This is a genomic window from Scytonema hofmannii PCC 7110 (genome assembly GCF_000346485.2).
In the GTDB taxonomy this organism is placed as follows: domain Bacteria; phylum Cyanobacteriota; class Cyanobacteriia; order Cyanobacteriales; family Nostocaceae; genus Scytonema; species Scytonema hofmannii.
The window spans coordinates 738834-765828 of the sequence record NZ_KQ976354.1 but is presented as its reverse complement, the minus strand read 5'-3'; the positions used below and the strand labels follow the sequence as shown (position 1 = coordinate 765828).

The window sequence follows — 26995 nt, the reverse complement described above, 5'->3', positions numbered from 1 at the left end:
TATCGCTAATTATGAAAAATATTTCTCGTCTTTGGAAACGCTTTTCTTGGCTAAGTGGCTTAGTTATTCTATGTATTGTTATTGTAATTTATGGTTGGGCGTTGCAAGGTCTGAAAGTAGATTTTCAACTACTAAAAGATAGCTGGTTCCACATCATTGACTTTATTTCACGGTTATTTCCCCCAAATACCAGTTGGGATATTTTGTACAAAACAGCCAAAGCACTGGTAGAAACTGTACAAATGTCTGTGTTGGGAACCACTATTGGAGCATTACTGTCTTTGCCTATTGCTGTTGCGAGTGCTCGTAATGTAGCTCCTCTGTGGCTGCGATGGTTGGCTAATTTTCTGCAAAATGCTGTTCGTTCTGTTCCCTCAATTATTCTTGGTTTGTTATTTGTAGCTGCAACTGGGCTAGGTCCTCTTGCAGGAACTTTAGCTTTGGGAATTTATACTATTGGTTATCTAGCCAAATTTTATCAACAAGCGATTGAAGCTGTCGATCCCCGTTCTATAGAATCTTTGCAAGTTGCAGGTGCGTCTCGGTTACAAATTGCTCAATATGGTTTATTACCTCAAGTGCTGCCTTTAATATTAGGTTATACCTTGTGGATGTTTGAGTATAATATCCGAGCAGCATCAGTTCTTGGTGCAGTCGGTGCAGGTGGTTTTGGTTTTGAATTGAAGAGTTATATCGACGGATTTGAGTACACCAAGGCAACCACCATGATATTAATATTGTCAGTTGTCGTTACTATAATTGATGCTCTTAGCAGCAAATTACGTCAGCGATTGGATTCGATGTAGCTATGGTTGTAGTTCTTGCTCGCGTAGTAGTCAATTCAATACTGCGTAGGTTTTGTGTAAAAATCCGAAAATACGTAGGTTGGGTTGAGGAACGAAACCCAACATTTACAGGCATTTGTTGAGTTTCTCCACGATGATCCCAACCCACAAAAATTCTTATTCGAGTAGTATTGCGTTGGATACCTGTAACAGCTTCTTCACAATCGTTGGTCTCCCACTCTATCGCTTTTGCTAAGAGTTCTGTAGCTAAGACTACAACATCCAATACTGCTCGGATAAGCCGGAACAGAAACCCGGTTTCTTTGACCATTATATTAGCCAACTTTCAATACTGCTCGGTTAACGGTATTTGATATCTCAGAACCTCGGTAAATAAGTGCGAAACCGGGGTTCTAATTTCTGCTTATCCGAGTAGTATTGAAAGCTGACAATCATTTTATTCTCAAAATTTTCAAATTGGCATCAATTGATCCCATCTTTAAAATCAAACAAATTACATACTAGTGCAGAATATACTGCTTTAACTTTACAATTACCTCCTAATCTCAAATTTACGGATGAGGAATTTGAGCAGATTGTTGCTGTGAATCAAGAGTTGCGTTTGGAATTAACGGCTGTTGGAGAATTGGTTATCATAGCACCGACTGGGGGAGAAACGGGAAATCGTAACTTTGATTTATTAGGTCAACTATGGTTTTGGAACAGTCAAAAGAATTTAGGTATTGTTATGGTTAATAGAGAATTAAGTCTTCAAAGACAATTATATTAATTTTTTTGTCATCTACCTAAAGGCTAAAGTATTTATCTTTCCTTTGGTAGTGGTCAGAACACTAAAAATTTACAATTTATCTTTCCTTTGATAGTGGTTAGAACACTAAAAATTTACAAAACTTAAGTAAGTTATCTACTGCGGTTTAAGCAAAGCATTCTCAATCCAAAATATTATCCCCTTTGTGCCGTTGGTTAAATATTTTTATCCTGACGCTTCGGTAAATACTGCGTACATATTAAAATGGCGTCAGTAATTTTACGTCCATACATATTTCTGCAATTCTTAAAACTCTTTATCGTAAGCATCTACTATCTACCTAGCCTATGAGATAATAGAAAACTCTTCATGACTCAAACTCCCTCTCCTCAACCTCGTACCAGTGAAACTATTTCCAGAAATTTTCGTGGCAAGGCTACTAATAACGGCAAGCCACCAGCGCTTCCTTCAGGAAAAAAAAGGCAAGCATGGAGTTTGAAGCATAAAGCAATGGCTTTATCACTAATTGTAAGTGTGTTTCCCGTACTGACAGTTGGTACATCTACTTATTTGAGCAGTCAGTTGGCTCAGCAGCAAAGCAGCGAAGCAGGACAAGCTCAAAATGCAGTAAAGTCTGAACTAGAGCGTCAAAGACAAGTCTTACTGATGAGAACTCTTGTAACAGCATTATCAGCAGGTGCGATCGCGACTTTTCTCATAAATCGCGCCCTGCGTGAAGTTCTCAATGCTGCAGAAACTTCTACGGCTGTTGTGAATCGGCTGTTTCGAGAAGAGATGAGTACTCGCGATCGCGCAGGTGGAAAAGATGAACTGGTCGCGTTAGGAGCAAATCTAAAATCAATAGAAGACCAACTTCCAGAATTGCTGTGGAAACAGGAAGTAGCAGCCGAACTCTCACAACTATTGATAGGCATTAGCCACCGAATTTGGGGAGCGCGTTCTGAAGAAGAGGTTCTAAGAACTGCGGTTGAGGAAGTTCGCCAAGTGTTTAAAACTGACCGTGTGAGTGTCTTTCGCTTTAATGCAAACTGGGATGGCACTTTTGTAGCAGAATCGGTAGCATCTGGTTGGCCAAAAGCTTTGTGGTCAACAATACACGACCCCTGTTTTGCTGAAAGTTATGTAGAAAAATATCTTCAGGGTCGCGTTCGCGCAACTGACAATATTTACCAAGCAGGTCTAAATGATTGCCACATTGGTCTACTAGAACGATTTGCTGTTAAGGCAAATCTAATTGCTCCAATTATTACAAACAACCAGCTATACGGTTTATTTATTGCCCATCAGTGTTCCGGTCCTCGCTTGTGGCAACAGCCTGAGATTGATTTATTTACCCAGTTGGCGTCTCAGGTTGGATTTGCGCTTGACCGTGCTAGGTTGTTAGAACAGGTGGATGAAAAAGCAGATCGGCGTCAGGTATTTATCGACATTACCCGACGCATTCGTGCATCCCTGCATGAAGAGGATATTCTCAAAGCTACCGTGGAAGAAACTCGCAAGGAACTGAGAACTGACCGAGTCATTGTGTTTGGCTTTGACGAAGATTGGTATGGAACTGTCCTTGCAGAATCGGTGCTTCCAGGTTTTCCCAAAGCTTTGCGAGCTAATATTAAAGACCCTTGTTTTGCAGAGGGCTATGTAGACCAGTATCAAGCAGGGCGAGTTCAAGCAACCAACAATATTTATGAAGCGGGTTTGAGTCCTTGTCATATCGGTCAACTAGAACCATTTGCTGTGAAGGCAAATTTAGTGGCTCCTATTCTCAAAGATGATAAGTTATTTGGTTTATTGATTGCCCATCAGTGCTCTGAACCCCGGAATTGGCGACAGGTAGAAATTGATTTATTTGCCCAAGTGGCTGCACAAGTGGGGTTTGCTCTTGACCATGCTCGACTGGTTAATCAGATAGAAAAGGCTTACCAAGCAGTTGAAGCGAATTCTATTCAGCAGTATCACCAAAATGAAGTGCTTCAGCATGAGGTATCAGAACTGCTGAGAGAGCGACAAATAGCTATCCAAAATATAGCAGATGAAGCATCAAAACAAATGGAAGCTGTCCAATCTGCTTGCGATCGCATTCAGGTTGTGGCTAATTTGGTTCGAGCAGTCGATGCAACTGTTCAACAATTGAAACTCCAACGACAGGAAGACGCGCACGTTGTACAAACTGGGCAAAAAACTATCGATCGGGTAACCAAAAGTGCCATTATCATCCAACAAGTCATCGTGAAAGCTGCCGAAAAAATTGAACTTATAGACGAGATATCGCAAAACCTCTCCTCAACAGTGCTGCTTGTGAGTCATACAATTTCCGAACTAAATCTTCAAGCCATGAATGTCGCACTAAAAGCAACTCGAAACAGCACCGAGCAAGAGCGTATTGCTCTAGCAGATAAAGTTTTAGGTTCGATGCGGCAGTTGAAAGGGAATATAGAAGAAACTGAATGCCTTGTGGTAAAAATTCAGGTAGAGATCCAAGAGGCATTTGAGGCTATTGGAATGGGAGCAGAGCAAATAACAGCAGGAACTCAATTGGTAGAGGCAATTCAAGAAAAATTCGATTGGATGATGAATATCGATACTCAAATGGACTTGTTGTTAGAGGAAATTGCTCAAGCGACAAACAAGCAAACACACGCTTCTAGTGTTGCTGAGCAAATGATTCTGGATGTTGGAAGTATCGTTAACGATTCCAAAAAGATTTATGGCAATGGTTGAGTCGGGAGGTAATTTTTTATAATTTTAAAAAGGTGTCATAATGCAGTTAGCAAGAGCTAAGGACAAGGCAAAATGGCAAAAGAGGTTACTTTAGAGGAAGTTTTAGAGTTGACAAAACAACTTTCACTTGTTGACAAAGTGCGTTTGGTAGAGAAAGTGGCCCCCGAGATTAAGCGAGAGATAACTGCATCTCAAGCTAAACCGCGTAAATCTTTACGGGGGTTATGGCGAGGGGTTGATATCACGGATGCGGATATTGCGGAAATAAGACAGCAAATGTGGGGTGGTTTTCCCCGTGAGGATATTTGATGAGTGATGCTGTAACTGATACCCATGCTCTGATTTGGTATTTAGAAGATAGCCCCAACTTAGGTACTGCGGCTAATGAGATCTTTAAACGATGCGATCGCGGAGAGATTAGCATTTACATTCCAACCATCTGCCTGGTAGAGATGGTTTACTTACAAGAAAAGGGTCGTATTTCGCCAAACTTGAAAATGCAACTAGATACTGAGTTACGTACTAGTACCACTGGATTCATACTTGCCAATCTTACAGATGAGGTAGCTGAGGCTGTGGCAAAGGTTTCGAGAACTACTGTACCCGATCTGCCTGACCGAATTATTACTGCTACATCACTACATCTAGGTTTACCACTCATTAGTCGAGATAGCAAAATACGGCTTGCTGGCATTCCTTTAATTTGGTAGAGCATCAGTCCTATTACCATCCCCAAGAACCAGGGCTACCTTTAAACGGTCCAACAATATCACTTGTAATCCAACCGCCGTAGAAATTCCCTGGTTGAGGCTGAACTTTCTCTCCATTAACGTAACAAGCATCCATAAGATGTGCGTAAAAAGCTACATAGTCTTTGATGGATGCAAAGGTAGGTGTAGGGTTGGGATAGAACCATGCAGCATTCTGGGCTTCTTTATCCCCAACACGAACTGTATAATAACCTGCACTTCCTTTCCACTCACAAAAGCTCGATAGCTGTAAGGGAAGTAAATATTCTACTTTAATATCTGTAGGTGGGATGTAATAGACAGGGGGGTGGCTTGTTTCTAAAACGCGTTTGGCACTGTGAGTATCTGCTATGGTGATGTCGTTAAAAACGATCTGGATATGTTTGTCCACGTCCTCAAGGCGAGGTGGACGGGGATAATCCCATACTGACTCTTGTCCGGGACTGGGTTCAATACGTTGAGGTCTGAACATTTTGGATTTTAGATTTTGGATTTTAGATTTTGGGGAAGTTATGATTTTAAATAGTAACTTTATATATTGAGCTATTTTATCAAAAGATAGACACAGGCGTTCGCAGAGCGTACCGGAGGTAATCGCCCACAACGAGGGAATGAAAACTTCTTACTCCCTACTCCCTACTCCCTACTCCCTACTCCCTATATTTCTAGACAGGTACACAGCAGTTTTCAAGAAAATCTTTTGTATATTCTCTTGTGGTACGGGCGTCCTCGCCCGTTCTGGAAATGAACATCACTACGTGAAATCTAGAACCTATGGAAATGAAACCGTCTAAATTTGCTGAGCTTTCCCTTACAGAGCATAAGGACTATACTGAAATCGAAACAATTGTTGCAAATCGCTTCAATCGACAGTATCAAAATGAAGCTTCAGAACTCCCGGAAGAAGTGAAAGCTATGCCGATTTATCAAGAATGGGTAACGGGAATTTTGAACGCGAAAATTACTTCTCCTTTTTGGGAAATACAACTTCCTCGTAAGAATCAGCGCTGTTTGGATATTGGTTGTGGTGTTAGCTTTTTAATTTATCCTTGGCGGGAGTGGGAAGCTCTTTTTTCTGGTCAAGAAATCAGCACGGTTGCACGAGATATTTTGAATAGTCGCGGTCCTCAACTGAATTCTAAGCTGTTTAAAGGTGTTGCTTTGGGGAGTGCTCATCAATTGCAATATGATAACGCCCAATTCGATCTGGCGATCGCGACAGGTTGGAGTTGCTACTATCCCCTTGATTACTGGCTACTCGTAATGGAAGAAGTTAAGAGGGTACTGAAACCAGGGGGACATTTTGTTTTTGATGTTCTCAATTCAGAGAAACCGTTGGCTTTGGATTGGGCTGTTCTAGAAACATATTTGGGTGCAGAGGTTTTTCTAGAATCAATGGAAGCTTGGAAAGGTGCGATCGCATCTGCTGGTGCTAAGGTAGATAAACACTTGGAGGGTGAGTTGTTTGACCTGTATAAAGTTCATTTTCCATAGCACAAAGAAACTGCTAAGAGTCATGAACACTCTTGGCATTAGAATATCACTGTGCGTCACAATCAATTGAATTGAGTGAATGCTCTGAACCGGAATTCCGATTGGAGTTGGTAGAAGGAAAGTTTTTGGTAGGTGGAACTATAGAAGGGAGTCGTTGGCTGCTCAAAGAAGCTTTAATTGGTTGGGGATTGGAAGCAGCGATCGCATTTGCATCACCCTTTTAAAACATCCTCTTAGGCTTGATTAATACTTACAAATTTCTTTTCTGTTTTGTACAGCGCCTCCCTGCTTGTTAGGGTGAAACTAAGTAGGTGCAGGTTAATTAATTCTACACTCCAGTATTTTAACAAAAGTAAGTATAATAACAGCTTAGAGATAATACTGGAGTTTGCCAGAACGGTCAGGCGATCGCTACTTAGTCCCCAGAACTAAAGTGCAATGATGCTCTTACAAAGGCGAGCTTGCGAGCACTCGCGGCACCCATCCGTATTCCATAACGGATTTTCTTGCAAGTTTCTAACTTCAATTCGTGACAGTTTTCTCCTAAGCTCCAAAATATATAAAAATGTTTTAAATGAAATGTTCTTAAGTCTTGTTTACCGAACTAAAATATTCGATTAGCACCCTAAGAAGTGCAGTTATAAATTATTATGCGGTTATTATGAATTTAATGGTAGTTGAAGCCGAACATCCAAATATTTTACTAGCCATATCATAAAAACATAAAGCAAACAAACAAGAACACAATTTCTACTTATTCATAATACCTATGACAATCATTCGTTACAATCCCTGGAAAGAACTAAACGCAATTCAACGCCTGCTTGAAGAAACAAGAGTTCCCTTTGAAAGAGACTTCGTTAAAGTTCCTGCTGCTGAACTGACTCAAACTCCGAATGCAGTTCACCTCAAGCTAGAACTTCCAGGTATGGACGCCAAAGATTTAGATATCCAAGTGACAGAAAACACTGTTTCTATTAGTGGCGATCGCAAGTCTGAAACTAAGACTGAAGACAAAGGCATCACTCGGACTGAGTTCCACTACGGTAAGTTTCAGCGCGTCATCCCATTGCCTGTTAAAGTTCAAAATACCAACGTTACTGCTGAATACAAAGACGGTATTTTGAATCTGACTCTGCCAAAGAAGGAAGAAGAAAAGAACAAAGTCGTCAAAGTTAATCTAGAACAGCCAGCTGCTTAGTTGACTGTTTAATGGATAAATTTCCTTACACATAGATAATTCAACCCCGGTCTAGTCAGAGTTACCGGGGTTTTTTCTTGGGAGTGCGAGCTTGCAAGGGATAACGGCTATACTACCGTATCGCAACAATCTTATTATTAGCTCCTCTTATGGATACTATTTATTTTTCTATGTCAAGCACTCTTGAGGTTTTGTAACAATATCGTTATATTTATTTACATAAGATAACAAACAAGGAAAAGAGCTATGTATACTACTGTTAATGAAGACGGCGTCCTCAACAACTATCCAACCGAAACTAAAATGCAGTTTGCTGAATACCCTGCAATTTGGGAGCAACGTCAATATGTTATCCAAGGCGTGTTTGCTACATTACTTGTCGCTGCTTTAGTTCTGGTTGCTTTTGCAGCTGGTTAAGACGAGTGAATTCGCTTCAAACTTCAATCGACATTTAGGTTTTCATGTTCTCCCTAGCTATCAAGGCTAGGGTTTTTCCATTGAAAGAGCGTTAGTCCAAAGGCAACTGCTTTGCAAGTGCGATCGCTTCTACTTAAACCTGACTCCACGTCCCCTAAAAAGTTAGAATAAGACTGAACCACAAAATTCGCGATACGACTTCAGCCCGTAGCGTGCCTTATCGCTTACACTGTTGGGTGTCATGTGGGGTATAACGTTTTAAGAGATTTAATATACCCTAAGAAACACCTATATATACCCTGCATAGGGGTTAATTTTTATAAAAAACTAGTGGGATACGCCTAGCCCCTACTTATACCCCATGAGTCGCTTGGAACCAGATTTTCAATTAATATTTTAGGCTCGCTTGTCCAAAGCTTCTCACTTAGCTTGGAGCTTGTCAATCTCTGCTGTGCTTTTCTATAACGGACAAAGCGCGATGCTGCTTCTGTAGGGCGATCGCTTTGAGCAAAGGGGCGATCGCAACCACCCCTCAACCTTCATCTCTTAGCCTGCCCAATTTTATCTAACCTGTCATTGGCATCTTTAGCAAGTTGGGCGCATCGCACACTAGCAGTCATCCCACTAGCAGCTGTAACTGCACCTTCATTCGCTCTTCCTGTAAGCAGGAGACCTGCACCAGTTAAACTGATAAAGGTAGACATAGCGGTGGCGACTAGTGCTAAGTTAAAACTTTGGCGTGCTTGGCGTACACGCTCTTTAATAATTTCTTGATTTGTGAATTGTGTCATCTTTTTCTCTACCACTCAACTGCTCTTAGTCTCGCGGTTTAACGCTTAAAGTTCAGTCTAGGTAAGGCTTATAGAAGAAGTGACTTTTGTATGCTTTTGGCATGACTTTAGCTTTTCACTTAAAATTGGTGTAGTTTTTGCGTGTAACTATGCCTAGAAAATCCCTCAAAGCGTGTTTAACAGGTATTAACAAGGCGAGAATAGTTTTGACTGGCACGCGTTGCCCTAGGTCCAAAGCCCCCACCATACTCATCCGGTGTTCCCCGTTCCCCGTTAAGAGTTCCCTTTTACAAATCATCCGCATAACAATCGAATAATTTAGATGTAAGAGTTGCAGCGATCGCGCAGAGTACATAAAGCAGTATTTTTGTTAATTGATCATTAAACTTTGGGAATTCTAAATACAGCACAAGCGTAAATCTACTCAATACTCTCGTCTATGAAATATGCTGCATCTATCCGTTATGGAGGACAGTTATTTGCTGCTATTGAATGTAATTATGAAGATTACCTGCTCCTGGGGCTCCATTGTCCGGTCTGCTCGGAGCCTGTAGTTTTAAGAGCTGCTCACAATCGGATTGTACATAATAAAGAAGTTAAAGTAGCGTCCTCATTTATACATCGTGCTGTCAAAAACCCAATCCTTGTTACAGGGTGCGAATTACGTGTATCGCGATATTCCATTGCTGAGATTGAAACCAGAGCACGATCTGCTAGAAATCAGCGATTAAAGTTATTACAACAGTGGTTTTGGCAAATACTATGGGCAAAGAATCCTTTATTGCCCGGTGGAAAGGTGGCAAGGGAGTTATTTTTCTATATAGAAAGGTTTAAGTCAAATGTTTTAAATAATTTAGATCGAAGTTGCCATCGTCAACTAATTTATCAGACTTGTCAGCAACTCTTTAGCGAACGAAAGCAGATTGAAGATTATTTAGAATTATTTTTGGCTAATTTAAGAGGAGAAAAAGGACGCATTATAAAACACAGCACTGATTTATTAATTGCTGCTAACAAAAACCAGCAGTTGAAATTTTTAAGAACTAAGATAGACCAGAGGATGCACAAACTTATCGTGAAAGAGGTGGCGGATTTTTTACGGAGTAGAAAAATGGAGCTATTATTTGAGAAAATATTTTGGTATGTCCTATATTTATTAGATGCCAATAAACAGTGGCAACCACAAATCTTTGCTGAATCCAATATAATTAGATTGCATTCTCAGTCTCCCAATGAAATGATTTCATCAAGAATAATTATAGAGATTTGTCAACTCATAGTTTATACAGATTGGGCATCGGGTTTTGCTGAATTGTCAGCTACCAGAACTGTAACGGAAATGAAACAGAAGTCAAATTTATCGATCGTTTATCTAAAGTAATATCGCCGAGCGCATGACGAATTGCGCGTAGCGCTTGACGCAGATAGATGTAGATCGCTTAGCCAATAGACATGATAGCGGTACAAATGCACTAATGAAAGCTTGATTTGATTTTAATTGAGACAACCGTTTGGAAAAATATAATATGAACTGCTGTTTTTAACTTGACACCAAATGTCAAATACTTTTCCTTTTCAAAACAAATCCCAATTACACGAGTGGCATACGGGTATTAGAATGGCTAACCGTAACAACATTTTCTGTCACTGTCGTAGATGCGGTTATGAATGGGTAGATTCTGATCTTGAGGTTGTTTGTACCAAGTGTAGTAGCTTTGACGTTGAATCCGTTTGCTGATGGCAATTTCCAGATGATTGAGTGAAGTATGATGGCGCTTTTCTCCGAAGGGAGCTGCACTCCAGAGCGATCGCTATTCGGCTCCCTTTGGAGTGCAACCGCGATCGCCCCTTGTGTGTTAACTGCACAGTAAAACTTCACGTCAACCAGGAGGCGACGCACTTAATCGCGTCCTTCTATTGTCCTTTGTAGGTAGACGACCAGCCAAATAACGAACGCAGTCTTTGTCCGGGATTGAATTTGAAGACCCAGTTTTCAAAGCGAAGCCCTGACGTAAAAAGTGCCAAAGTTTCGTATTGAGACGCTTTCACCTTGCTTGAGGGATTCGTAAATTTCTTCTATAGTGGCGTCAATGATTTCTTCTACCGTGCCAGTTCCTTTGATAACGCGCTTAGAGACTCGATTTACCAATTCCTTTTTGTCAATAGACATCGTTCCCACGAACTTATTCACTTTGTCATATCATCGCATGGTTGGGCATTACGGAACAGTACGCTCGCGCTCGCGCAATAACTGTATTGTTACCAAGTTTCTAAGTATACGAAGCATATTTTTACACCTATCTCGGCTCAGTACCAACAGGAGTCTCACAACTTCCTCACAAAAGTATCAAATATATTATGTAAGTCCGTCAATCGAATCTTTTACTAAGCTTTCAAAATATCTTGAATTTTTATAAAGAATAATGCGATCGCTTCGGCGCAAGCCGAAAGAGTGCTTATCGCTCCTGAATCGATATCTTGCAGCATATTAGAGGTGAAATCTAATTGCCTACTTTGTCAGGTAGAGCAATGACTTTGCTGTCAATAGCATCAATACGATTGAGCTGTCCAGTGGTGGTATCGATTAAGTCAATGCCAATGAGTTGGTAGTCATTCGGGTCAGTAGAAAGTTTAGGAAGTTCTGTGAGATTACCTAAGTAGAGAACAGCAACAGTAATTGAACAGGCATTGGCTGTTCCTGTTGAACACCCATCTGGATAATTAACACCGCTAAGAACTCCAGGAGTTCCAGACGGAAGACCGAGAAATTCAGCTTTAAGACCAGGGACGACTTTCCAACCAGCATTCTCCTTTTTCAAATCCCTATCTCGTCCTGAAAAAGAGAAATCAGAAACAGCGTTAAAGTATGAAAACTCTCTACCAAAATCTCCTAGTGCATCAGTGGGTACAGTAGCTGTGTTGAAATCAAAGGAACCTTTCTCCCCACCCTCAATAGTAAACTGAAATCTCAGTACGGTTTTAGGTCTGCCAGCAGCCAGAGTACGAATAAGTGGAAAGCTTCCTACAGCAGTGGCTCCTACAAGGGTGCCTCCACCAACCTTCAAAATTTGACGTCGGGAATAGATGTTAAACACAATTCTTTCTCCTAAACAAAAAATTTTTTCAAGGTAGAGTCAAGTAGTCTATTTTGCTAAGTAACCCAACCAAATTAAGCGTTGAATTAAGTACTAATGCCAAATTAAATATACATCGAGCGTGGCGAATGAAGCGAAGCAAAATAAAGCGAACGCAAGGCTTTGGAGATGGCTTCGCTACATTTCATTTCGCTCACAATGACATAAATAATTTTGCCTAACTACTTATTGTAGGGTATGAACTTCTCCCAGTAAGGCATTGAAATCGGTATTTTTGATTCAATTTCTTTAAGAATTAATAACTTTTTTGGCAATGCCTTTTACCGGGCGTGAGGCGATGGATTTGGTTTTCAATGATGTCGAGAGTTTCCAAACCAAAGTGAGTCACAATGCGTCTGGCAGTGACGGGACCAACACCTTTGATGAGACCACTGCCCAAGTACTTTTCCATTCCGGTTAAAGTGGCAGGCTTGGTTTCTTTGTATTGAGTGACTTGGAATTGAGCGCCGTACTGTGGGTGCTCGCGCCAAAAACCAGTCAATTGCAGCGTTTGACCCGGTTGAATGTCAGCAAAGTTACCAGTAATTGTCGTTAGTTCTGACATTCCACTGCACTTCATCCTTGCCACAGTGTAACCTGACTCCTGAGAATAATAAGTCAAGCGCTCTACCACTCCCGTTATTGTTTCGTACTTGGGAGTTGCGTTGGGTTGTTGTTGGGAGTTGGGTAGAGTAGACATTGTTTTTTGGGCGTTGCATACACAGTACACGGGCAATAACAGTTCTTAATCAGTAATTATGTACTATATAAGATTTTGAGATAAACCGCTATTAAAATCGACAAGCGAACGTTGTAGCAGAATTTTCGGTAGTCTTGTTTATATTCCAATAATTATTTAATTTTCTTGTTGACAAATGCCAAAGTCCAAATTTTTTGAAGAAAAATACCCAAATGTGTGTCATTTTGTGGATGAACTTGGTTGGATTGAAATTGGGGAAAATCAACAGATTAAGTCCTGGGTAAGAGCTTACAGTTATGGTGGTACTGTTTACGAAGGTAAATCTTGTTACCCCAGTATGGAAGCAGCGTTGCAAGATTTAGATGCAGGCATTAAAGCATATATCGATAATTTTACCAACTTTCTTTGCCTCACCTAGCTTCCTGACTTCAGTTGGGGTTAGGGCTGTGATTCGTTTCTTCTCTAATGGTGTTAATGCGTCCCATGCAAGCTGTTTGTACGAGCCATAGTTCTTCAAAGCCAGAGAAATTTCTTGCCAGGATGAGGCTTTTTGCAAGGTTTCAATCAACAACAGAACAGGTGGCACATCTGCCGTATCATCTTCACAATCGTCTGGTTCTGGCTCAGGCTCAAAAGTCCACGCGCCTACTACTGGTTCGGTATATTCACGACTGTCTTCAAGCTCAACATCTTTTGCGATCGCCTGTAGAACACTTCGTGAAAATCTGCAAGTTAATAAAGGAATTATCTCAGCTACATCTGCTCGGTCTTCAGGAGGCAAAATTGCGATCGCTGCAAAAGACATTCGCTTGCGTAATGACAGTGATATTAGAACAGATGTTGCTAGTGGTCAAAACCAGGGGGGAAATATTATCATCACTGCTAACTCCATCATTGCCTTTGATGACAGCGACATCCTCGCCTTTGCCCGTGATGGCAGAGGTGGCAATATTACCCTCAACACAAGAGCTTTTTTTGGTTCTGGCTATCAAGCTGCATCAAGAGGTATCAATCTGGAAAAACTTGATGGAAACAATCGCGTAGATGTCAACGCAACAGGCGCGATCGCATCCGGAAATATCTTTATCCCCGATACTAGCTCCATTCAAAACAACCTCAGCGAGTTATCGCAAACTCCCATTGACACCAACGCCCTCATTGCCAATAGCTGCATTGCCCGCAGTGATCAAAAATCTGAAGGGAGCTTCACCATCACGGGTGCTGGCGGTTTACCCAACCGTCCTGGGGATGCCTCAGTTTCATCTTATCCCACGGGAGATGTCCGTAACGTACAAACTGAGAATGCATCGCGTCCTTGGCAAAAGGGAGATCCAATTGTAGAACCACTGGGCGTGTATCGACTGAGTTCGGGGCAACTTGTCTTAAGTCGGGAGTGTCCAAAACATTGACGATCGCACTTATTGAAAGTCATTCGTCACCATTCATACAGCCAAAGCTCTTCAGACTCAACTTTTTGGTAACCAGCTCTTGCAAGTGAATCAAGTATAAAGGAGTTTTGAGGGAACATTCCGCTAACTGTTTGGTAACCCATACAGTATGCCAGTTGGCGCAACTCGTGCAGTAAAGTCGGTAAGCTTTCATTGTCGCCTGTAGCAAAACCTATCCATAAGGTTTTGTTAGAACCTTCGAGATAGCTTTGAATAGCCATACTTTGGCAACAATCGTTCTGCTTTAAACCCCATACTTGACCGGATTTAAGGCGCTGTGTTAACTGTTGCGCTGTCAGTTCCTGCCACTTGGCACCACGATTGATATACAGACAAACTTCTCGCTCATCGTGAGGGTAAATGGTTATTAATTTACTGAGAGAATCAAAATCAGAAATTTCTAACTTTTTTAACTGACCGGATGAAGAATTTATACTAGGAGCTACGTAGTCAAAATAGCAACCAACTTTTTGACGATCTCGCCGTACCATGATGTCGTTCATAAGCGCGTTATTGGCAAGAACGGCACTGCGCGAGATACTAACATTTGCCTCAGCCAAATATCTTTCTACCGATGCTTCTAAAACCTTGACCAAACCGCGTTTTCGATATCGGGGGTCTACCCGCAAGCCTTCCCACCATGCTTCCCGTTCCGACATCAAGACAAGTCGTATCATTGCCACGGGTTGACTATCCATGACAGCTACAAAAATCTTACCATTTTCATCTGCTAACCACTTACCCCAAACCCGATGAATGTAATCTTCCCTGTCTTCCCAAGTATGTTCGCAAAAAGCGAGTACAGCTTCTTTATCTTCTGCCTGTGCTAAGCGGATTTTCACTTCATTTCTAGATTCAATCATCTCAAGAGCAGAAAATCTTACTACTGACTCTAGGCTAAATAGCTAGGGGTGAATACGACCATATTAAAAGGTTTATTTCTAAAATAGAGTCCCTTGAGAATAAAAAGTATAAAATTTCTTATTACCAAAATCAAAGTAGAGTACCGAGCGATCGCCGTTGCTCTATCAACCACATTTACAAAATGCTCCGAGGCTTGGACAGAGTGAAAGGTCAGTACAAGCCAACTGTCGATGATTTGATAGATTTGGTCGATGATTTCCTGAGAATAGCCATTTGCCAACATCCATGCTTCAAAGGGGTTGGCTCTATTTCCTCTGACTGCACTTATCTCGGCTCAATGCCTATTATGTTCCCGGACGAGAGCGAAGATGATCGCTTAGATGATGGCGATCGCCTAATATTTCTAACAAAGGGCCATGAACGTCAAATTTAACCATACTGACTGACGCGACCAAAATATTCACCCGATAGCGATAGCGCCCCAAATCAATTCCCAGTAAACTGCAAAGCATAATCCGAATCGTGGCTTTATGGGAAACTACTAAAACATTACCTTGGGGATGCTTTTCTTGAATTTCAGCAATTACAGGCAGAGAACGGTTAGCAATATCTACCGCAGTTTCTCCACCTTTGGGCGCATTCCAAGCGGGTTCTGTCAACCATTTTACATAGTTTTCTGGGTAATTTTCTTGGACAAAGGATTTACTCAAAGTTTCCCATTCGCCGTAACTACCCTCTCTCAGTCCGTCACGTAACTGCATATCCATACCGATAGCATCACAAAATGGCTTGGCAGTTGCAATTGTGCGCTTCATTGGGCTAACATAAACCGCTTCCCACTTCAATTTTTGATAAACCTCGGCAAAGTTCTCTGCCATCTGCATCCCATAAGAAGTCAACTCCGCATCAGTTTCACCGCAGAAATTACCACTTTGACTAAAAGTAGTTTCTCCATGTCGCAGTAAATATAAATTGAGTGTCATAGCTTGTATCGCGATTGGGATAACCGAGTGTGTGCAAAAATAAAATACCATCAATCTCGCAATCTTTGTCTGTGACACCAGGACAAAGTAATCAACCAAAAAAGTTAATTAACCACAAACTTTTAACCAGTTCCTCTCCGATATATCTTGCCCCAACACCACAACCCAATTGTCCCTCACAATCTGAGATTTTTGGCATAGTATAACTTTACTGCTATGTCTACGAATCAACAAGGCAGTATTGAGTCACCTGAAACTGAGGGATCTGCTCTCACTACGTAGCTGGCTCGGAAGTCAAAGTTTTGGCTTTAACCATACTGGAGTTACCTACTTAAGGGCGGAATTCATTCAAATAAGTCCAGTCCTAAGTTCATATTTAATCTGTTTCAATAGTTATAGTACTGAGTAAGGTGCTGAGCTAAAGTTCTCGTGTTTATCGGCAAGAAGAACGCGATCGCACAGGTTAAACAGTTCTGCTTCGGTAGAGGACTGTCGCATCTGTCGCAGAAAATGACCATTCGCGTCAACACTTAGCGCAATGTAGTTGAGGTACATTTTAAGGTAGCCCAAGCGCGATTGCATAGGTATAGTTGCCACTGTGGGGGTTTTCCACAAGCGATCGATATAGTTACGTACCTCTACTAAAGGAACTGGAACGATCGGTTTGGACTGCAAAGCCTGCCGAATTTGATGAAAAATCCACGGATTCCCAATTGCCCAACGTCCTACCATTACACCCGCCGCGCCCGTTTGAGAAAGCACTTCAAGCGCAGTTGTCGCAGAGTCAATATTGCCATTGGCAAGCACTGGACAACGAACTCGTCTGACCGCTTCAGCAATCAGATCGTATCTCACTGCCCCGTGGTACAGATCTTTTACCGTGCGACCGTGCAAACTCAGCAAATCGATACCGTGGCGATCGATCAGATACAGAATTTTGTCAAAGGTATCTGTATTTTCAAAACCTACGCGCATCTTGACGGTCAAAGGTCGATCGTTCACTACTTGCCGCAGTTCTCCCAAAATCCGATCCACTTTTTCGGGCAACAGCAGCAATCCACCTCCAACATTTTTGCGATAAATTCTCGGTGCAGGACAGCCCATGTTCAAGTCAATGCCAGCAATATTATAGTTGCAGAGTTCCCGCGCTGTTCTGACTAAGTCTGGTATGCTTTCGCCAAGGATTTGAGCAAAAACGGGGCGAAGAGTATCATTTTCAGTAATTGCCGAGAGAATATTAGGATTGAGCCGCGAGGTCTCATTCACGCGGAAATATTCGGTGAAGAAGTAGTCAGGACTGCCGTAGTGGGCAATGACCTTCATAAACCAGAGGTTTGTTACATCCTGCATGGGGGCAAGAGCGGTAAGGGGTAAGTCTGGATGGAGCGGTTGGGGAAGCAATACCTCAGACATAGAGATTCGGGCGCTGGACAAAGCACCACTGTATCAAAAAATAGTTACAAGGTGGAAACTATCAATTAACCTCAAGGGGCAATCGTTCATGTAACAGGGAGCGTAATCAAAAATATAAAAACCAATCTCATTGCCAATGCCACGATGACTCAGTAAGCGTGGATCTTGTAGTTTTGGCAGTAGTGCATTGAGTCGTTCATAAATAGTCAATTGACGCATGATAACGGATTAATATTGAGAGATTAAGTTGGGTCAGATCCCCGACTTCTTCAAGAAGTCGGGGATCTTGGTGTTGCTTGAAAATCCTCTTAACGAACCTGTTTCAAACTTTCCACCTCATTACTGAACATATCAGTCAACAAACTCATAACAGTCCGTTCTTCACGTACTTTGATATTGGCAGTCACAGACATACCTGATTGCAAAGCAATGGTTCTACCTTTGACATCTAAATTTTGTCTTGCCAAACGCACTTTGATGGGAAAACGATAGTATTGATGTGTTTGATCGGGCGGTAATGCATCTGAACCAACCCAAACTAATTCTCCCTTAATATCGCCAAACTCGCTGTATGGGAAGGAGTCAAGTCTAACATCAACTTTCATCCCTTCTTTCACAAAACCAATATCTTTGTTGGTAATAAAAGCCTCTGCAACAAAGCTATCGTTTGGTACAATTGTGAGTAATTTCTGGGTTGTATTCGCTACAAATCCAGGATTTTTTGCTTGTAAGTCAAAAACCACTCCCGATACTGGTGCATGCAATGCCTGATATTTTATATTGGTTTGAGCTTGCAGAATTTTGCTATTAATCTCTGCCAATTGCTTCTCATTTTCTAGCAAAACTCTTGATAATTGGCTATCAATTTCTGCAATCCGCTTTTTGTTTTCTGCTATCTTTTCTAGAACTGTTTTATTAGAAACAGCAACTGTATTTTGGGTTTCCTGTTGTCCTTGAGCAATTTCATATTGCAGGCGTTGCTGTTCCTGGAAAAGTTCTGCTATTTGTGCTTTGGTATTTTGGACTTTTCTTTCTTGTTGAAGATATTGTAGCTGTGCGATCGCGCCCTCTTCTGCCAAAATCTTCATTCTCGTGTAAATCTGCTGTTCAATAGCCAAATTCCCTTTAGTATCTGCCAATTGAACTTGATTTTGAGCCAATTTTCTCCGGCTTTGCTCAACTTTCAATATCGCTGCAGCCGCACGAGATTCTAATTCCCTTTTAGCAACATCTAAACGTTGTTGGTCTTCCGTTGTCATCCCCGCAACGCCACCCGTATTTTTCAACTCTTGTCGTAGCAGTTCATTTTCTGCCATTAAATTTGCCCGATTTTTCAGTAGAAACGCCGCTTCTTTGGGCACATTTCCTCGCAAAAATTCTATTTCCGCAGCCACTCCAGAACCCATTTCTATCAAGCGACGGTAAATCTGGTTTTCTTGAGTTAACGAAGCTTTAATTTTCCTTAATGAATTCAACTCAGCATTAGAGGTTACAGAATCAAACAGCAGTAGTAAATCCCCTGGATTGACTTTTTGTCCGTTTTTCACATAAACTGCCTTTACTACACCACTGACAGGGGCTTGCATTTCTTTGACAGTCCCTTCTGGCTTTAATTGACCTGTTGCAGGTACGACTTGCTCAATTTTAGCAACGCAAGCCCAACCAATTCCAAAAGCTGCTAATGCCATCAATGTCGCCATAATGGTACGCGACCAAAATGGCGATTGGCGCAAAACGACGGATTGGTCAAATTCTTCAGTAATGTATCTTTTAGCATCCGTTTCAGATGCTTTTGGTGTTTTGCGGTCAGCTGTTGTCACCCGATTTCGAGGGTTAGTTCCATCCTTTAAGTGACCGTCACGGCTATTGCCGTTGAGATGATTTTCATTAAGTTTCATAGTATTTGTTAGTGGTTAGTGGTTAGTGGTTAGTGGTTGATGGTTAGTGGTTGATGGTTAGTGGTTAGTGGTTGATGGTTGGTAGAACAACTAACAACTAACAACTAACAACTAACCAATTAAAGTTTCACGTCTTGCTGATTATAAAGGTAGAAATAATGACCTCGTGCAGCCATTAACTCGTCATGAGTACCCATTTCGATGACTTTAGCGCTATCCATCACAATAATAATGTCTGCATTCCTGACCGTGTTCAATCGGTGTGTAATAAAGAACACTGTACTTCCTAAAAATTCTTCTGCCAGATTGAGACAGACTTGGCGTTCTGTGGGGTAATCTAGCGCACTTGTGGCTTCGTCAAGAACGAGTAATTTTGGTCTTTGTAAAACAGAACGTGCAATGGCAATCCTTTGTCTCTGTCCGCCGGATAGCCCTGCACCTCTCTCACCCACTCGCGTGTTATAGCCGTTGGGTAAGTTCATAATAAAGTCGTGGGCGGCGGCGACTCTTGCTGCTTCAATAACTTCTTCGGTTGTGGCGTCAGGATTGGTTAGGGCAATATTTTCTTGCACCGTACCATCAAATAACAGTGTTTCTTGCGGCACAACACCGACTTGTCTCCGCAGGGAGTACAGCTCCACCTTGGAAATATCGTAACCATCAATTAGGATTCTGCCTGCTTCGGGTTCGTAGAGTCGCAGAAGTAACTTCATCATCGTACTTTTTCCCGAACCGCTTTGTCCCACAATCCCAACAAATTTCCCGGCGGGAATATCGATATTGACGTTGCTTAGTTGCAGGGGACCGCTACTGGCAAACCGGAATGACACATTGTCGTATTTTACAGACCCTACTATCTGGGGTAGGGGAATGTTGTCCCGATCTTGTTCTGCTTCTTGTGGTGTATCGACAATATCGCTTAAGCGTTCGAGTGACAAAGCTGTTTCTTGGAAGTTTTGCCACAGTTGTGCCAAACGCAATATGGGGCTGGTTACGTAACCTGAAATGATTCGGAAGGCAATTAATTCTCCTAACGTTAATTCTCCTTCCAGAACTAAATAAGATCCCACCCACAACACCAGCAAGCTGCTGAGTTTGTTGAGGAAGTTACTTGTAGAACTTGCTAAGGTGGAGGTCACGACGGTTTTAAATCCGGCGGCTACGTATCGCGCATACCGATCTTGCCAGGAAAAACGAGCGCGTAACTCGATATTTTGCGCTTTCACCGTTTGAATTCCTGACATCACCTCCACTAGGTAAGATTGCGTATCGGAATTTCGTTCGGCTTTGGTACGGAGTTGTTTGCTGACTGTAGGTGATGCTATTAATGTAATAATTATAAACACGGGAATTGTTCCCAAGCCAACTATTGTCAATTGCCAGCTATAAAACAGCATCACGACGATATAAACCACTGAGAACAGTGCATCTAACCCCACTGTTAATGCTGTTCCTGTTAGGAATTGTCGAATATTCTCTAACTCGTTGATGCGGGTGGAAAGTTCCCCAACAGGTCGGCGCTCAAAATACCGCAAGGGCAAACGCAGCATATGGTCGATGATTTCTGAGCCTAAACCCATGTCAATGCGGTTGGTTGTATCGACAAACAGGTAAGTCCGCAGTGTCCCAAGTATGGCTTCAAACAAACCGACGACCAGTAGCAAAGCACCTAGAACGTGCAAGGTACTGATGCTATTCTGAGAGATGACTTTATCGATAATTAACTGAATGACCAATGGGTTTGCTAGCGCTGCCAATTGTACGAAAAAGGACGCTAGGAAAACTTCTATGAGGACTCGGCGGTAGCGCGATAGGTAAGGGGTAAACCAACTGATGCCAAACCGTTGTTGGGGTGTTGCTGTGGTGCGCGAGAGTAACAAGACTCTCACTTGTGGCGGGGAACTGCTTTCCTCTGTTTCTAATCGATCTATGAGTTCGGCTGGTTTGAGGCGTACAATTCCTTTGGTGGGGACTCCCAGAACAGCTATGCGATCGCCAATTTCATACAAAATGGCGTAGCTGTCTTCATAACGAATCATTGCTGGTGTGGGAATGCGTGTCGCAGAAGTTGTGGGGACATCCACCAGTTGCGCCCTCAGTCCAATCAGTTCTGAAAGGTACGCACACAGCTGAAATGAAATTGTCCCCCCACGTTTCATTTGATCCGAGAGAACGCGGCGAACCACTTCTTTGCGAAATGGCATTTCCAAATGTTTCGAGACCATTTGGAAACAGGCAATAGCAGAATTTAATTGTCCTTTCCCACCATAAAACGGGTATCTTTTATTACCTTTTGACGATTCCTGTGAGGTTGGTGGTTGTGGTGGGGGTAAATCTTCGTTGGCTGCGTAGGGAATATCTAGCTCGGTATCTACAGATTGGCTGGGGATTGGTTGAGCTTGTATTGTTGGTTCTTCATCTAAGAAGAACAAATCTTCTGCTTGCAAACCAATCAACCGCACGGGGTTGTTTCCTTGAACTTCTAGTTTATTTAACCCATCGCTAGGTTCCAATCGGTTTGTTGGTGTAAAGTCTTTGAGAAGCCCATTGCCACTGACAAACCAAATTTTTTCGCTTTCTAACCGATCGAATGGATTTTTTCCGGGTGGGAGATAATGCACTTTTGCACGACTGTAAGCGTTGAGTGCTAGTTCTTTCAGACTTAATCCACCATGGGCTTGGACTTCTGGTTGAGCACCTATCACATCAAATATCTCAATGAGATGAGCTTTTTGTTGGCGACTTTGGGCAAAAGCTGGGTAATTTGCCAGTAACTTTAGATACTCTGCTCCTTCAATTGTTAAGCAAATTACTTCATGGGATGCGATCGCTGTCTCGCAGGCGATATCGCGAAATAAACTGATTTCCCCTAGAATTGTTCCCGGTTCTAGCAATTTCAAGGTGTTTGGCATTTGCGTGCGAGGGTCGTATGCCAACAACCGTGCTTTCCCTTCGTAAAGAATGGCGACGCGATCGGGTATTTTTTCTTTCCCGACTATTTTTTGACCTATACGATAGCGTAAGGCTTGGACTTTTTGTGCGATCGCGGTTATAACCTCTTGCGGTAATTGGTCAAACCCTTCTATCTTTGTAAGAAATTCTAGAAATGCAGTGTTCTTTATATAAGTCATACTGAATATAAAGTGTCAGTTAAGGTTACGTATTTGATTTTCTTGTTGTAGACTGTGACTTTTTTTTCGTTATATCGCTATCTCCTATTGACAAAAGCCTTTCAATTGAATAAAACCAAAAGACTGTGAAAATAGCTAATCCAACAAGTTTTGTATAAATTAACTTATTATACTGAATTCTTGTTCCATAAACATTGTAGTCAATTACGGTATCCCAAACACAACACTGAGATACTTAATACTTTTTTAACAAAAGAAACTTCTTATAAGTCTGTATTAGTAATAGCGTTCTCAACCCCGAAGCCTTCAAAATTTGTAAAGTTTGCACAAAGAATTTAGTAGGAAAAGCAGGCTTTTTTTTGAGAAATTATCATATGAGTGTTGGTAGGAAAAGTGGTATAATGACACTTTATCCTATTCAAGAAACCCAAAAATAGTAAATCTTTTAACTTTTCTTAATAATTTGCCGAGAAAATTATTAATTATACATTAATAAAAGTTATATATTTCCGTATTTTTACTCTTGTCGGTTGATAGAACGAATAGGTCTTTCTTGAGAAGAACCATAAAGTCTATATCCCTGTTCGCCGTTCCCTATTCCCCTTCCCTTCTTCGATAAGTTTTGTTCATATTTTTTTAATAAATTAAACATCGTATCTTGTTAATGATTTTTAAAAAATCAGTAGAGCTACTGATTGGTTGACAATTAGAGTACAGTTAGACTTGATGTTGCCTAATGTATATCAGTTTGTGCTTTTAAAGTACACACAAGCCTCTCTAATCCCTCCCTTATTTTAATTGGAAGTTAGAGAGGAATTTCTTGGCTAGAGAAATTCTAAATCAATGAAACATGAGACATAGAAACCCGGTTTCTTTGAGAAACAGGGTTTCTGAGGACAAGCAATCTCACATTTAATTCACTGGCTCTACTTGCAATCAATGTAGAGACGCAGTATGTTGCTTTTATGGAGTTCTCAAGAAATTAGGCGGTCTTTAAATTCACCTTAACAACGATATCATTAAAGTCATTATCACCACCACCTGGTAAATCTTCAAAACCAAAGCAGTTACTTCCCAACAAACGAATATGGTCAGCCTTGCTTGGATTAGCCCCTAAGAAGGGCAAGTACACTGCAGGATCGTTATTGGTCTCACTATCTAAAAGCATTTCTGCTGTACCATTGGCGATAATCATTGGTGCAAAGATAGAACCTTTTTGGAAAACGCCTGAGAAAGTCCCAGAACCTTGATTTTCTACTGATAGGTTAATTCCAGAAACACGGGCATTCATTGCGGCTTTGATATAACCTTCATCACCAGGCATCAAGTCTGCCTTACCATCACCATTGATATCAATACCACCTTTTGCATCAGCCATCTGGTAGAAGCACACAAAGTTCTTAAACGCGGCTTCTCTGTGAACGGTAAATTCTGCTTTCACTTCTGTTTTTGCTTCTCGCAAATCAATGACTTCTCCACCTGATGTGCCTTGTAAACCCGTACCCATGGGCATCTCTTCGTTTGATGCTTTAATCTTGACTTTCAGCTTTTGAAAGTCAGCACCGCCGCCCTCAAGTAACTCATCCCAATCTAGAGCGAACTCTCCATTCCCCAAATCTGTTGTCTTTTGCGTTTTAGCATCAGCAAAGAGGACATTTTTAAAGGAAATCTTACCAGACATGACACCATCAAGCGTACCGTCTTTAATCATGAAGAATTTTAGTTTTGCACCAGCTTTAAATTCCAAAAGACGTGTGATGTCAGAACTAAACCCTTTAGGAGCATTAGCAATGGACGAGAAAATCACTTGCGCTCTTGATAATGCAGCTTGGGCGTAACCTTCCGCATCAGGAGCAATACCGTCAATTGTTCCTTTGTCATCGTCAACAACGCACACTCCTAACTCATTCACCAGTTTAGATTTGTGTCCATCAAGCTTAATATGGAGTTTGAGTTTGCCACCTTCCGAAGCATCACCTAAAAGGAAAAGATTATTAGATGCTATCTTTAAACTGAGTTTGACATTTATAGAACCACCAGTACTGCCAGAATCTGTACCATCCATGGCATCTTTAACCGTAATTCCCGCCGTGTCAGTCATACTACTGAAAGCAGTTGCATTAGTACTGCTTGTGATGTCAATGTTGCCACCATTAGTACCACTGGTTTGATCCCAAGCACGGAAGGTTACGAGGTCACTAATTTTTCCAGTAGTCTCAGCGTTGGCTTGGAAGTAGAGACGGGTATTGGTATTTGCAGCTAACAGTAGGGCGTTGGAATCCGATACAGAACTCAACGATGTCCACTTAGTGCCATTGTCAATGCTGTAGAACCAGCTGCCTTTGGTTGTATCAACTTTAGTAATCGCAATACCTGTCAGTGCATCGGTGTCTACATCTTTAACATTGCCTCCCAATTTAACTAAGGAAGAAATTAAAGTACCAACTGCGCCTGTTGGTGCGCCAACACCTTTGATAACAGCACTGAGAGTCACGTCAGTGTCACTTAGAACAGGTGCATCGTTAACGGGTTTGATATCAACTGTTGCCTTATATGCTACAGCGCTATATTCTAAACCATCACTGACTTTAAACTTGAAGCTTGCGTAGTTAGTACCACTCGCTTCTGCAATGGACTTAAATTTCAACTTGGAGATATCAGCTAATGCGATCTTTTGGTCAATTTTAATAGCTTCTCCATCATCTTGGATACCATCGTCATCAGCATCTTTGAAAAACTGACCGACTAGGGGCAGTTCAGTAATTTGTACCTCTTTTAAACTACTACCGCCATCACCATCATCATTATTATCACCCTCACCACCGTCATCATCGTTATCGTCATCATCACTCTCACCACCGTCATCATCGTTATCGTCATCATCACTCTCACCACCGTCATCGTCATCATCGTCATCATCGCTATCGCTATCAGTGAAGCCAAAGTCATCCATAGCAAAGGCATAGACGGTGTCTTCATCAACGCTAATCGTTGTGTCAGTAGCAGTAGGAGGAGTATTGTTCAGCACAATTTCCAAACCTGTAGAACCTCCAGCAATGTAAGCTTGGTTGTTTACTACAAACACACCTTTTGCCATACCAGTGGTTTGGTAAGTCCCGACAGATTTAGGAGTCACAGGATCGGTAACATCAAGGACTTGCACGCCCATATTACCATCGGCAATGTAAGCTAAATTTCCGACAATACTGACGCCAAAGACATTATAAGAAGTATCAAAACTGCCTTTCAAAGTTGGCTTAGTCGCATCGCTGACATCAATAATTTGCATTCCCGAATAGCCACCAGCAATGTAAGCGTAGTTGCCTTCTACCTTGACTTCAAAAGCTGTACTTGAGGTATTGTAACTTCCTTTAAGAACGGGGCTATCAGGGTTGGTAATATCAACAATCTGCAAAGTTGATATTAAGCTTGACTCAGAAAGAACGTAAGCATAATTCCCTTTTACAGTTACGTTTCTAATAGAGCCAGTGGCGTGCTTGTATTTACCTTTTACAGTGAGCTTGGTTGGATCGCTGATATCAAAAATTTGCAGACCGGAGATACCTCCAGCAACATAAACATAGTTGTCTTTAATGGCTATATCTTCTGCGGTGTTACAAGAAGTCGAGTCGTTAAGCTTGGTAACGGGGTTTGTAGGATCGGTAAGATCGACGACTTGCAAACCTGAAGTATAGCTAGCAACGAAGGCATATTTTTCTTTAATAGCTACGCCTTTGACTTCGCTATCATCTGAGAATTTATATTTCCCTTTAAAGGTCGGTTTCTTAGGATCGGCAACGTCAAGAATTTGTAAACCTAATTCACTATCAACAGTATAGGCGTAACTCCCTTCTACTGTAACTTTAGCGGTCATGCTAGTAGTAGTGCTGCTGTAACTACCTAAAGAAAAGAAAGCCAGTACAGCAGGATATGCAGCCATCGCTTCTGCTGTAAATGCTAGTGGCGAATTAACAAGACTACCTACATTGACTTTCAAATTCCAATTGCCACCTAAAGCAGCATTTCCGGTAGGACGCGCAGTTGCTGCAATGCTTGCTCTAGTTAATTGATGAAGTTTGGTAATAAATTCTTCTCCAACATCACCTGCTGCAACATTACAACCATAAAGAAGAAGACTTGGGCAATGGGATGATGGGGAGAACCAATTCTGTAGTTGCTTAGAATAATTTTTTAAAGTATGAAGGTTAAGTTCGCTATTTCCCAAGTAAAGGGTTCCAGGAGATCCGTGGGAGACAATGTGAACGCTTTCGATGAGAGTATTTTGGGATAATACTTGGGAAATTTGCTCGACTCCGTCGCGATTTGGGTCAAGAATAATAGCTGTAATGTCTGGTACAAGTCCTTTTAATAAAATCTCGTAGTTATCTACAGCGCTGTCAATGAAGAGAAGATTTTTCATGTTTATCTATCCTGGAAACCACAATACAAGGTTATATATTTAAGTTGCCCAATAAATTT

At 41.6% G+C, this 26995-nt stretch carries 25 protein-coding genes and 1 pseudogene; 12 read left to right on the top strand and 14 right to left on the bottom strand.

Annotated features, from left to right (window positions below; translation table 11 throughout):
- Positions 1-11: 11 nt before the first annotated feature.
- Positions 12-806, top strand: coding sequence for a phosphonate ABC transporter, permease protein PhnE (gene phnE / locus WA1_RS03270; RefSeq protein ID WP_017741493.1), 795 nt, complete (start codon positions 12-14; stop codon positions 804-806).
- Here the strand turns inward: phnE and WA1_RS03265 are convergent.
- Positions 769-1128 carry a hypothetical protein gene (locus WA1_RS03265; protein WP_148662601.1) on the bottom strand — a complete coding sequence of 120 codons (360 nt, stop codon included), beginning with the start codon at positions 1126-1128 and terminating at the stop codon, positions 769-771. The genes phnE and WA1_RS03265 overlap by 38 nt on opposite strands.
- Before the next feature lie 147 nt (positions 1129-1275).
- On the opposite strand from WA1_RS03265, the gene WA1_RS03260 reads away from it, so the two are divergent.
- The 4 genes from WA1_RS03260 to WA1_RS03245 all read left to right on the top strand — a co-directional run bounded on the left by WA1_RS03260 (position 1276) and on the right by WA1_RS03245 (position 5003).
- A complete protein-coding gene (locus WA1_RS03260) occupies positions 1276-1575 on the top strand; it encodes a Uma2 family endonuclease (RefSeq protein ID WP_272819400.1) in 300 nt (99 codons plus the stop codon).
- 348 nt (positions 1576-1923) lie between these two features.
- Positions 1924-4293, top strand: coding sequence for a GAF domain-containing protein (locus tag WA1_RS03255; RefSeq protein WP_017741490.1), 2370 nt, complete (start codon positions 1924-1926; stop codon positions 4291-4293).
- A 72-nt stretch (positions 4294-4365) separates the two neighbouring features.
- On the top strand, positions 4366-4602 hold the full coding sequence (locus WA1_RS03250) for a hypothetical protein (protein ID WP_017741489.1): 237 nt from the start codon (positions 4366-4368) through the stop codon (positions 4600-4602).
- Positions 4602-5003 (top strand): type II toxin-antitoxin system VapC family toxin, encoded by a 402-nt coding sequence (locus WA1_RS03245; protein ID WP_017741488.1) that lies wholly within the window; start codon positions 4602-4604, stop codon positions 5001-5003. Before WA1_RS03250 ends, WA1_RS03245 begins: the two co-directional genes overlap by 1 nt.
- Before the next feature lie 13 nt (positions 5004-5016).
- Here WA1_RS03245 and WA1_RS03240 read toward each other — a convergent pair whose 3' ends face one another.
- Entirely contained in the window at positions 5017-5514 is a 498-nt protein-coding gene (locus WA1_RS03240; RefSeq protein ID WP_017741487.1) for a DUF427 domain-containing protein, read from the bottom strand.
- A 302-nt stretch (positions 5515-5816) separates the two neighbouring features.
- On the opposite strand from WA1_RS03240, the gene WA1_RS03235 reads away from it, so the two are divergent.
- The 4 genes from WA1_RS03235 to psb34 all read left to right on the top strand — a co-directional run bounded on the left by WA1_RS03235 (position 5817) and on the right by psb34 (position 8154).
- Positions 5817-6536 (top strand): class I SAM-dependent methyltransferase, encoded by a 720-nt coding sequence (locus tag WA1_RS03235; protein WP_017741486.1) that lies wholly within the window; start codon positions 5817-5819, stop codon positions 6534-6536.
- Positions 6537-6568: 32 nt separating this feature from the next.
- On the top strand, positions 6569-6760 hold the full coding sequence (locus WA1_RS03230) for a hypothetical protein (protein WP_017741485.1): 192 nt from the start codon (positions 6569-6571) through the stop codon (positions 6758-6760).
- Between the two features lie 545 nt (positions 6761-7305).
- Complete coding sequence (locus WA1_RS03225) at positions 7306-7737, top strand: Hsp20/alpha crystallin family protein (protein WP_017741484.1); 432 nt, start codon at positions 7306-7308, stop codon at positions 7735-7737.
- A gap of 246 nt (positions 7738-7983) precedes the next feature.
- Positions 7984-8154 (top strand): photosystem II assembly protein Psb34, encoded by a 171-nt coding sequence (psb34, locus tag WA1_RS54585; RefSeq protein ID WP_017741483.1) that lies wholly within the window; start codon positions 7984-7986, stop codon positions 8152-8154.
- 539 nt (positions 8155-8693) lie between these two features.
- Here psb34 and WA1_RS03220 read toward each other — a convergent pair.
- Positions 8694-8945, bottom strand: a complete 252-nt coding sequence (locus tag WA1_RS03220) for a TRADD-N-associated membrane domain-containing protein (protein WP_017741482.1) — start codon at positions 8943-8945, stop codon at positions 8694-8696.
- A 439-nt stretch (positions 8946-9384) separates the two neighbouring features.
- Between WA1_RS03220 and WA1_RS03210 the strand changes: the two genes are divergently transcribed.
- Positions 9385-10326 (top strand): hypothetical protein, encoded by a 942-nt coding sequence (locus tag WA1_RS03210; protein ID WP_017741480.1) that lies wholly within the window; start codon positions 9385-9387, stop codon positions 10324-10326.
- 210 nt (positions 10327-10536) lie between these two features.
- Here WA1_RS03210 and WA1_RS56580 read toward each other — a convergent pair whose 3' ends face one another.
- From WA1_RS56580 to WA1_RS03195, 4 genes and pseudogenes are all read right to left on the bottom strand, one after another.
- The gene (locus WA1_RS56580; RefSeq protein ID WP_158516589.1) at positions 10537-10845 is read right to left on the bottom strand and encodes a hypothetical protein; all 309 of its coding nucleotides are present in this window, start codon (positions 10843-10845) and stop codon (positions 10537-10539) included.
- A 93-nt stretch (positions 10846-10938) separates the two neighbouring features.
- On the bottom strand, positions 10939-11115 hold the full coding sequence (locus tag WA1_RS03205) for an HU family DNA-binding protein (protein WP_017741479.1): 177 nt from the start codon (positions 11113-11115) through the stop codon (positions 10939-10941).
- A 331-nt stretch (positions 11116-11446) separates the two neighbouring features.
- Positions 11447-12040, bottom strand: a complete 594-nt coding sequence (locus WA1_RS03200; protein ID WP_017741478.1) for a hypothetical protein — start codon at positions 12038-12040, stop codon at positions 11447-11449.
- 297 nt (positions 12041-12337) lie between these two features.
- A pseudogene (locus WA1_RS03195) lies at positions 12338-12779 on the bottom strand (YrrC family ATP-dependent DNA helicase); the annotation flags it as partial.
- A 175-nt stretch (positions 12780-12954) separates the two neighbouring features.
- Between WA1_RS03195 and WA1_RS52200 the strand changes: the two are divergent.
- Complete coding sequence (locus WA1_RS52200; RefSeq protein ID WP_081402825.1) at positions 12955-13197, top strand: hypothetical protein; 243 nt, start codon at positions 12955-12957, stop codon at positions 13195-13197.
- Here the strand turns inward: WA1_RS52200 and WA1_RS03190 are convergent.
- Positions 13138-13584, bottom strand: coding sequence for a hypothetical protein (locus tag WA1_RS03190; RefSeq protein WP_017741477.1), 447 nt, complete (start codon positions 13582-13584; stop codon positions 13138-13140). The two genes, WA1_RS52200 and WA1_RS03190, sit on opposite strands and share 60 nt — an antisense overlap.
- Before the next feature lie 4 nt (positions 13585-13588).
- Between WA1_RS03190 and WA1_RS03185 the strand changes: the two genes are divergently transcribed.
- Positions 13589-14188 (top strand): S-layer family protein, encoded by a 600-nt coding sequence (locus WA1_RS03185; RefSeq protein ID WP_017741476.1) that lies wholly within the window; start codon positions 13589-13591, stop codon positions 14186-14188.
- A gap of 26 nt (positions 14189-14214) precedes the next feature.
- Here the strand turns inward: WA1_RS03185 and WA1_RS03180 are convergent, their stop codons facing one another.
- The 6 genes from WA1_RS03180 to WA1_RS03145 all read right to left on the bottom strand — a co-directional run bounded on the left by WA1_RS03180 (position 14215) and on the right by WA1_RS03145 (position 26936).
- The gene (locus WA1_RS03180; protein ID WP_017741475.1) at positions 14215-15090 is read right to left on the bottom strand and encodes a GNAT family N-acetyltransferase; all 876 of its coding nucleotides are present in this window, start codon (positions 15088-15090) and stop codon (positions 14215-14217) included.
- A 345-nt stretch (positions 15091-15435) separates the two neighbouring features.
- The gene (locus WA1_RS03170) at positions 15436-16074 is read right to left on the bottom strand and encodes a histidine phosphatase family protein (RefSeq protein ID WP_017741473.1); all 639 of its coding nucleotides are present in this window, start codon (positions 16072-16074) and stop codon (positions 15436-15438) included.
- A 393-nt stretch (positions 16075-16467) separates the two neighbouring features.
- A complete protein-coding gene (locus tag WA1_RS03165) occupies positions 16468-17487 on the bottom strand; it encodes a tRNA-dihydrouridine synthase family protein (protein WP_017741471.1) in 1020 nt (339 codons plus the stop codon).
- A 308-nt stretch (positions 17488-17795) separates the two neighbouring features.
- Positions 17796-19385 (bottom strand): beta-barrel domain-containing protein, encoded by a 1590-nt coding sequence (locus tag WA1_RS03155; protein WP_017741469.1) that lies wholly within the window; start codon positions 19383-19385, stop codon positions 17796-17798.
- A 119-nt stretch (positions 19386-19504) separates the two neighbouring features.
- Complete coding sequence (locus tag WA1_RS03150) at positions 19505-22516, bottom strand: peptidase domain-containing ABC transporter (protein ID WP_066612688.1); 3012 nt, start codon at positions 22514-22516, stop codon at positions 19505-19507.
- Between the two features lie 982 nt (positions 22517-23498).
- Complete coding sequence (locus WA1_RS03145; RefSeq protein WP_017741467.1) at positions 23499-26936, bottom strand: DUF4347 domain-containing protein; 3438 nt, start codon at positions 26934-26936, stop codon at positions 23499-23501.
- Positions 26937-26995 lie beyond the last annotated feature (59 nt).

Bases quoted from the DNA above. Each gene is read 5' to 3' on its own strand.
- WA1_RS03210 (WP_017741480.1), top strand. From the start codon at position 9,385: ATGAAATATGCTGCATCTATCCGTTATGGAGGACAGTTATTTGCTGCT.
- WA1_RS03205 (WP_017741479.1), bottom strand. From the start codon at position 11,115: ATGTCTATTGACAAAAAGGAATTGGTAAATCGAGTCTCTAAGCGCGTT.
- WA1_RS03250 (WP_017741489.1), top strand. From the start codon at position 4,366: ATGGCAAAAGAGGTTACTTTAGAGGAAGTTTTAGAGTTGACAAAACAA.
- WA1_RS03245 (WP_017741488.1), top strand. From the start codon at position 4,602: ATGAGTGATGCTGTAACTGATACCCATGCTCTGATTTGGTATTTAGAA.
- WA1_RS03180 (WP_017741475.1), bottom strand. From the start codon at position 15,090: ATGATTGAATCTAGAAATGAAGTGAAAATCCGCTTAGCACAGGCAGAA.
- WA1_RS03155 (WP_017741469.1), bottom strand. From the start codon at position 19,385: ATGAAACTTAATGAAAATCATCTCAACGGCAATAGCCGTGACGGTCAC.
- WA1_RS03225 (WP_017741484.1), top strand. From the start codon at position 7,306: ATGACAATCATTCGTTACAATCCCTGGAAAGAACTAAACGCAATTCAA.
- WA1_RS03235 (WP_017741486.1), top strand. From the start codon at position 5,817: ATGGAAATGAAACCGTCTAAATTTGCTGAGCTTTCCCTTACAGAGCAT.
- WA1_RS03255 (WP_017741490.1), top strand. From the start codon at position 1,924: ATGACTCAAACTCCCTCTCCTCAACCTCGTACCAGTGAAACTATTTCC.
- WA1_RS03220 (WP_017741482.1), bottom strand. From the start codon at position 8,945: ATGACACAATTCACAAATCAAGAAATTATTAAAGAGCGTGTACGCCAA.
- phnE (WP_017741493.1), top strand. From the start codon at position 12: ATGAAAAATATTTCTCGTCTTTGGAAACGCTTTTCTTGGCTAAGTGGC.
- WA1_RS03145 (WP_017741467.1), bottom strand. From the start codon at position 26,936: ATGAAAAATCTTCTCTTCATTGACAGCGCTGTAGATAACTACGAGATT.
- psb34 (WP_017741483.1), top strand. From the start codon at position 7,984: ATGTATACTACTGTTAATGAAGACGGCGTCCTCAACAACTATCCAACC.
- WA1_RS52200 (WP_081402825.1), top strand. From the start codon at position 12,955: ATGCCAAAGTCCAAATTTTTTGAAGAAAAATACCCAAATGTGTGTCAT.
- WA1_RS03190 (WP_017741477.1), bottom strand. From the start codon at position 13,584: ATGTCTTTTGCAGCGATCGCAATTTTGCCTCCTGAAGACCGAGCAGAT.
- WA1_RS03240 (WP_017741487.1), bottom strand. From the start codon at position 5,514: ATGTTCAGACCTCAACGTATTGAACCCAGTCCCGGACAAGAGTCAGTA.
- WA1_RS03150 (WP_066612688.1), bottom strand. From the start codon at position 22,516: ATGACTTATATAAAGAACACTGCATTTCTAGAATTTCTTACAAAGATA.
- WA1_RS03165 (WP_017741471.1), bottom strand. From the start codon at position 17,487: ATGTCTGAGGTATTGCTTCCCCAACCGCTCCATCCAGACTTACCCCTT.
- WA1_RS03170 (WP_017741473.1), bottom strand. From the start codon at position 16,074: ATGACACTCAATTTATATTTACTGCGACATGGAGAAACTACTTTTAGT.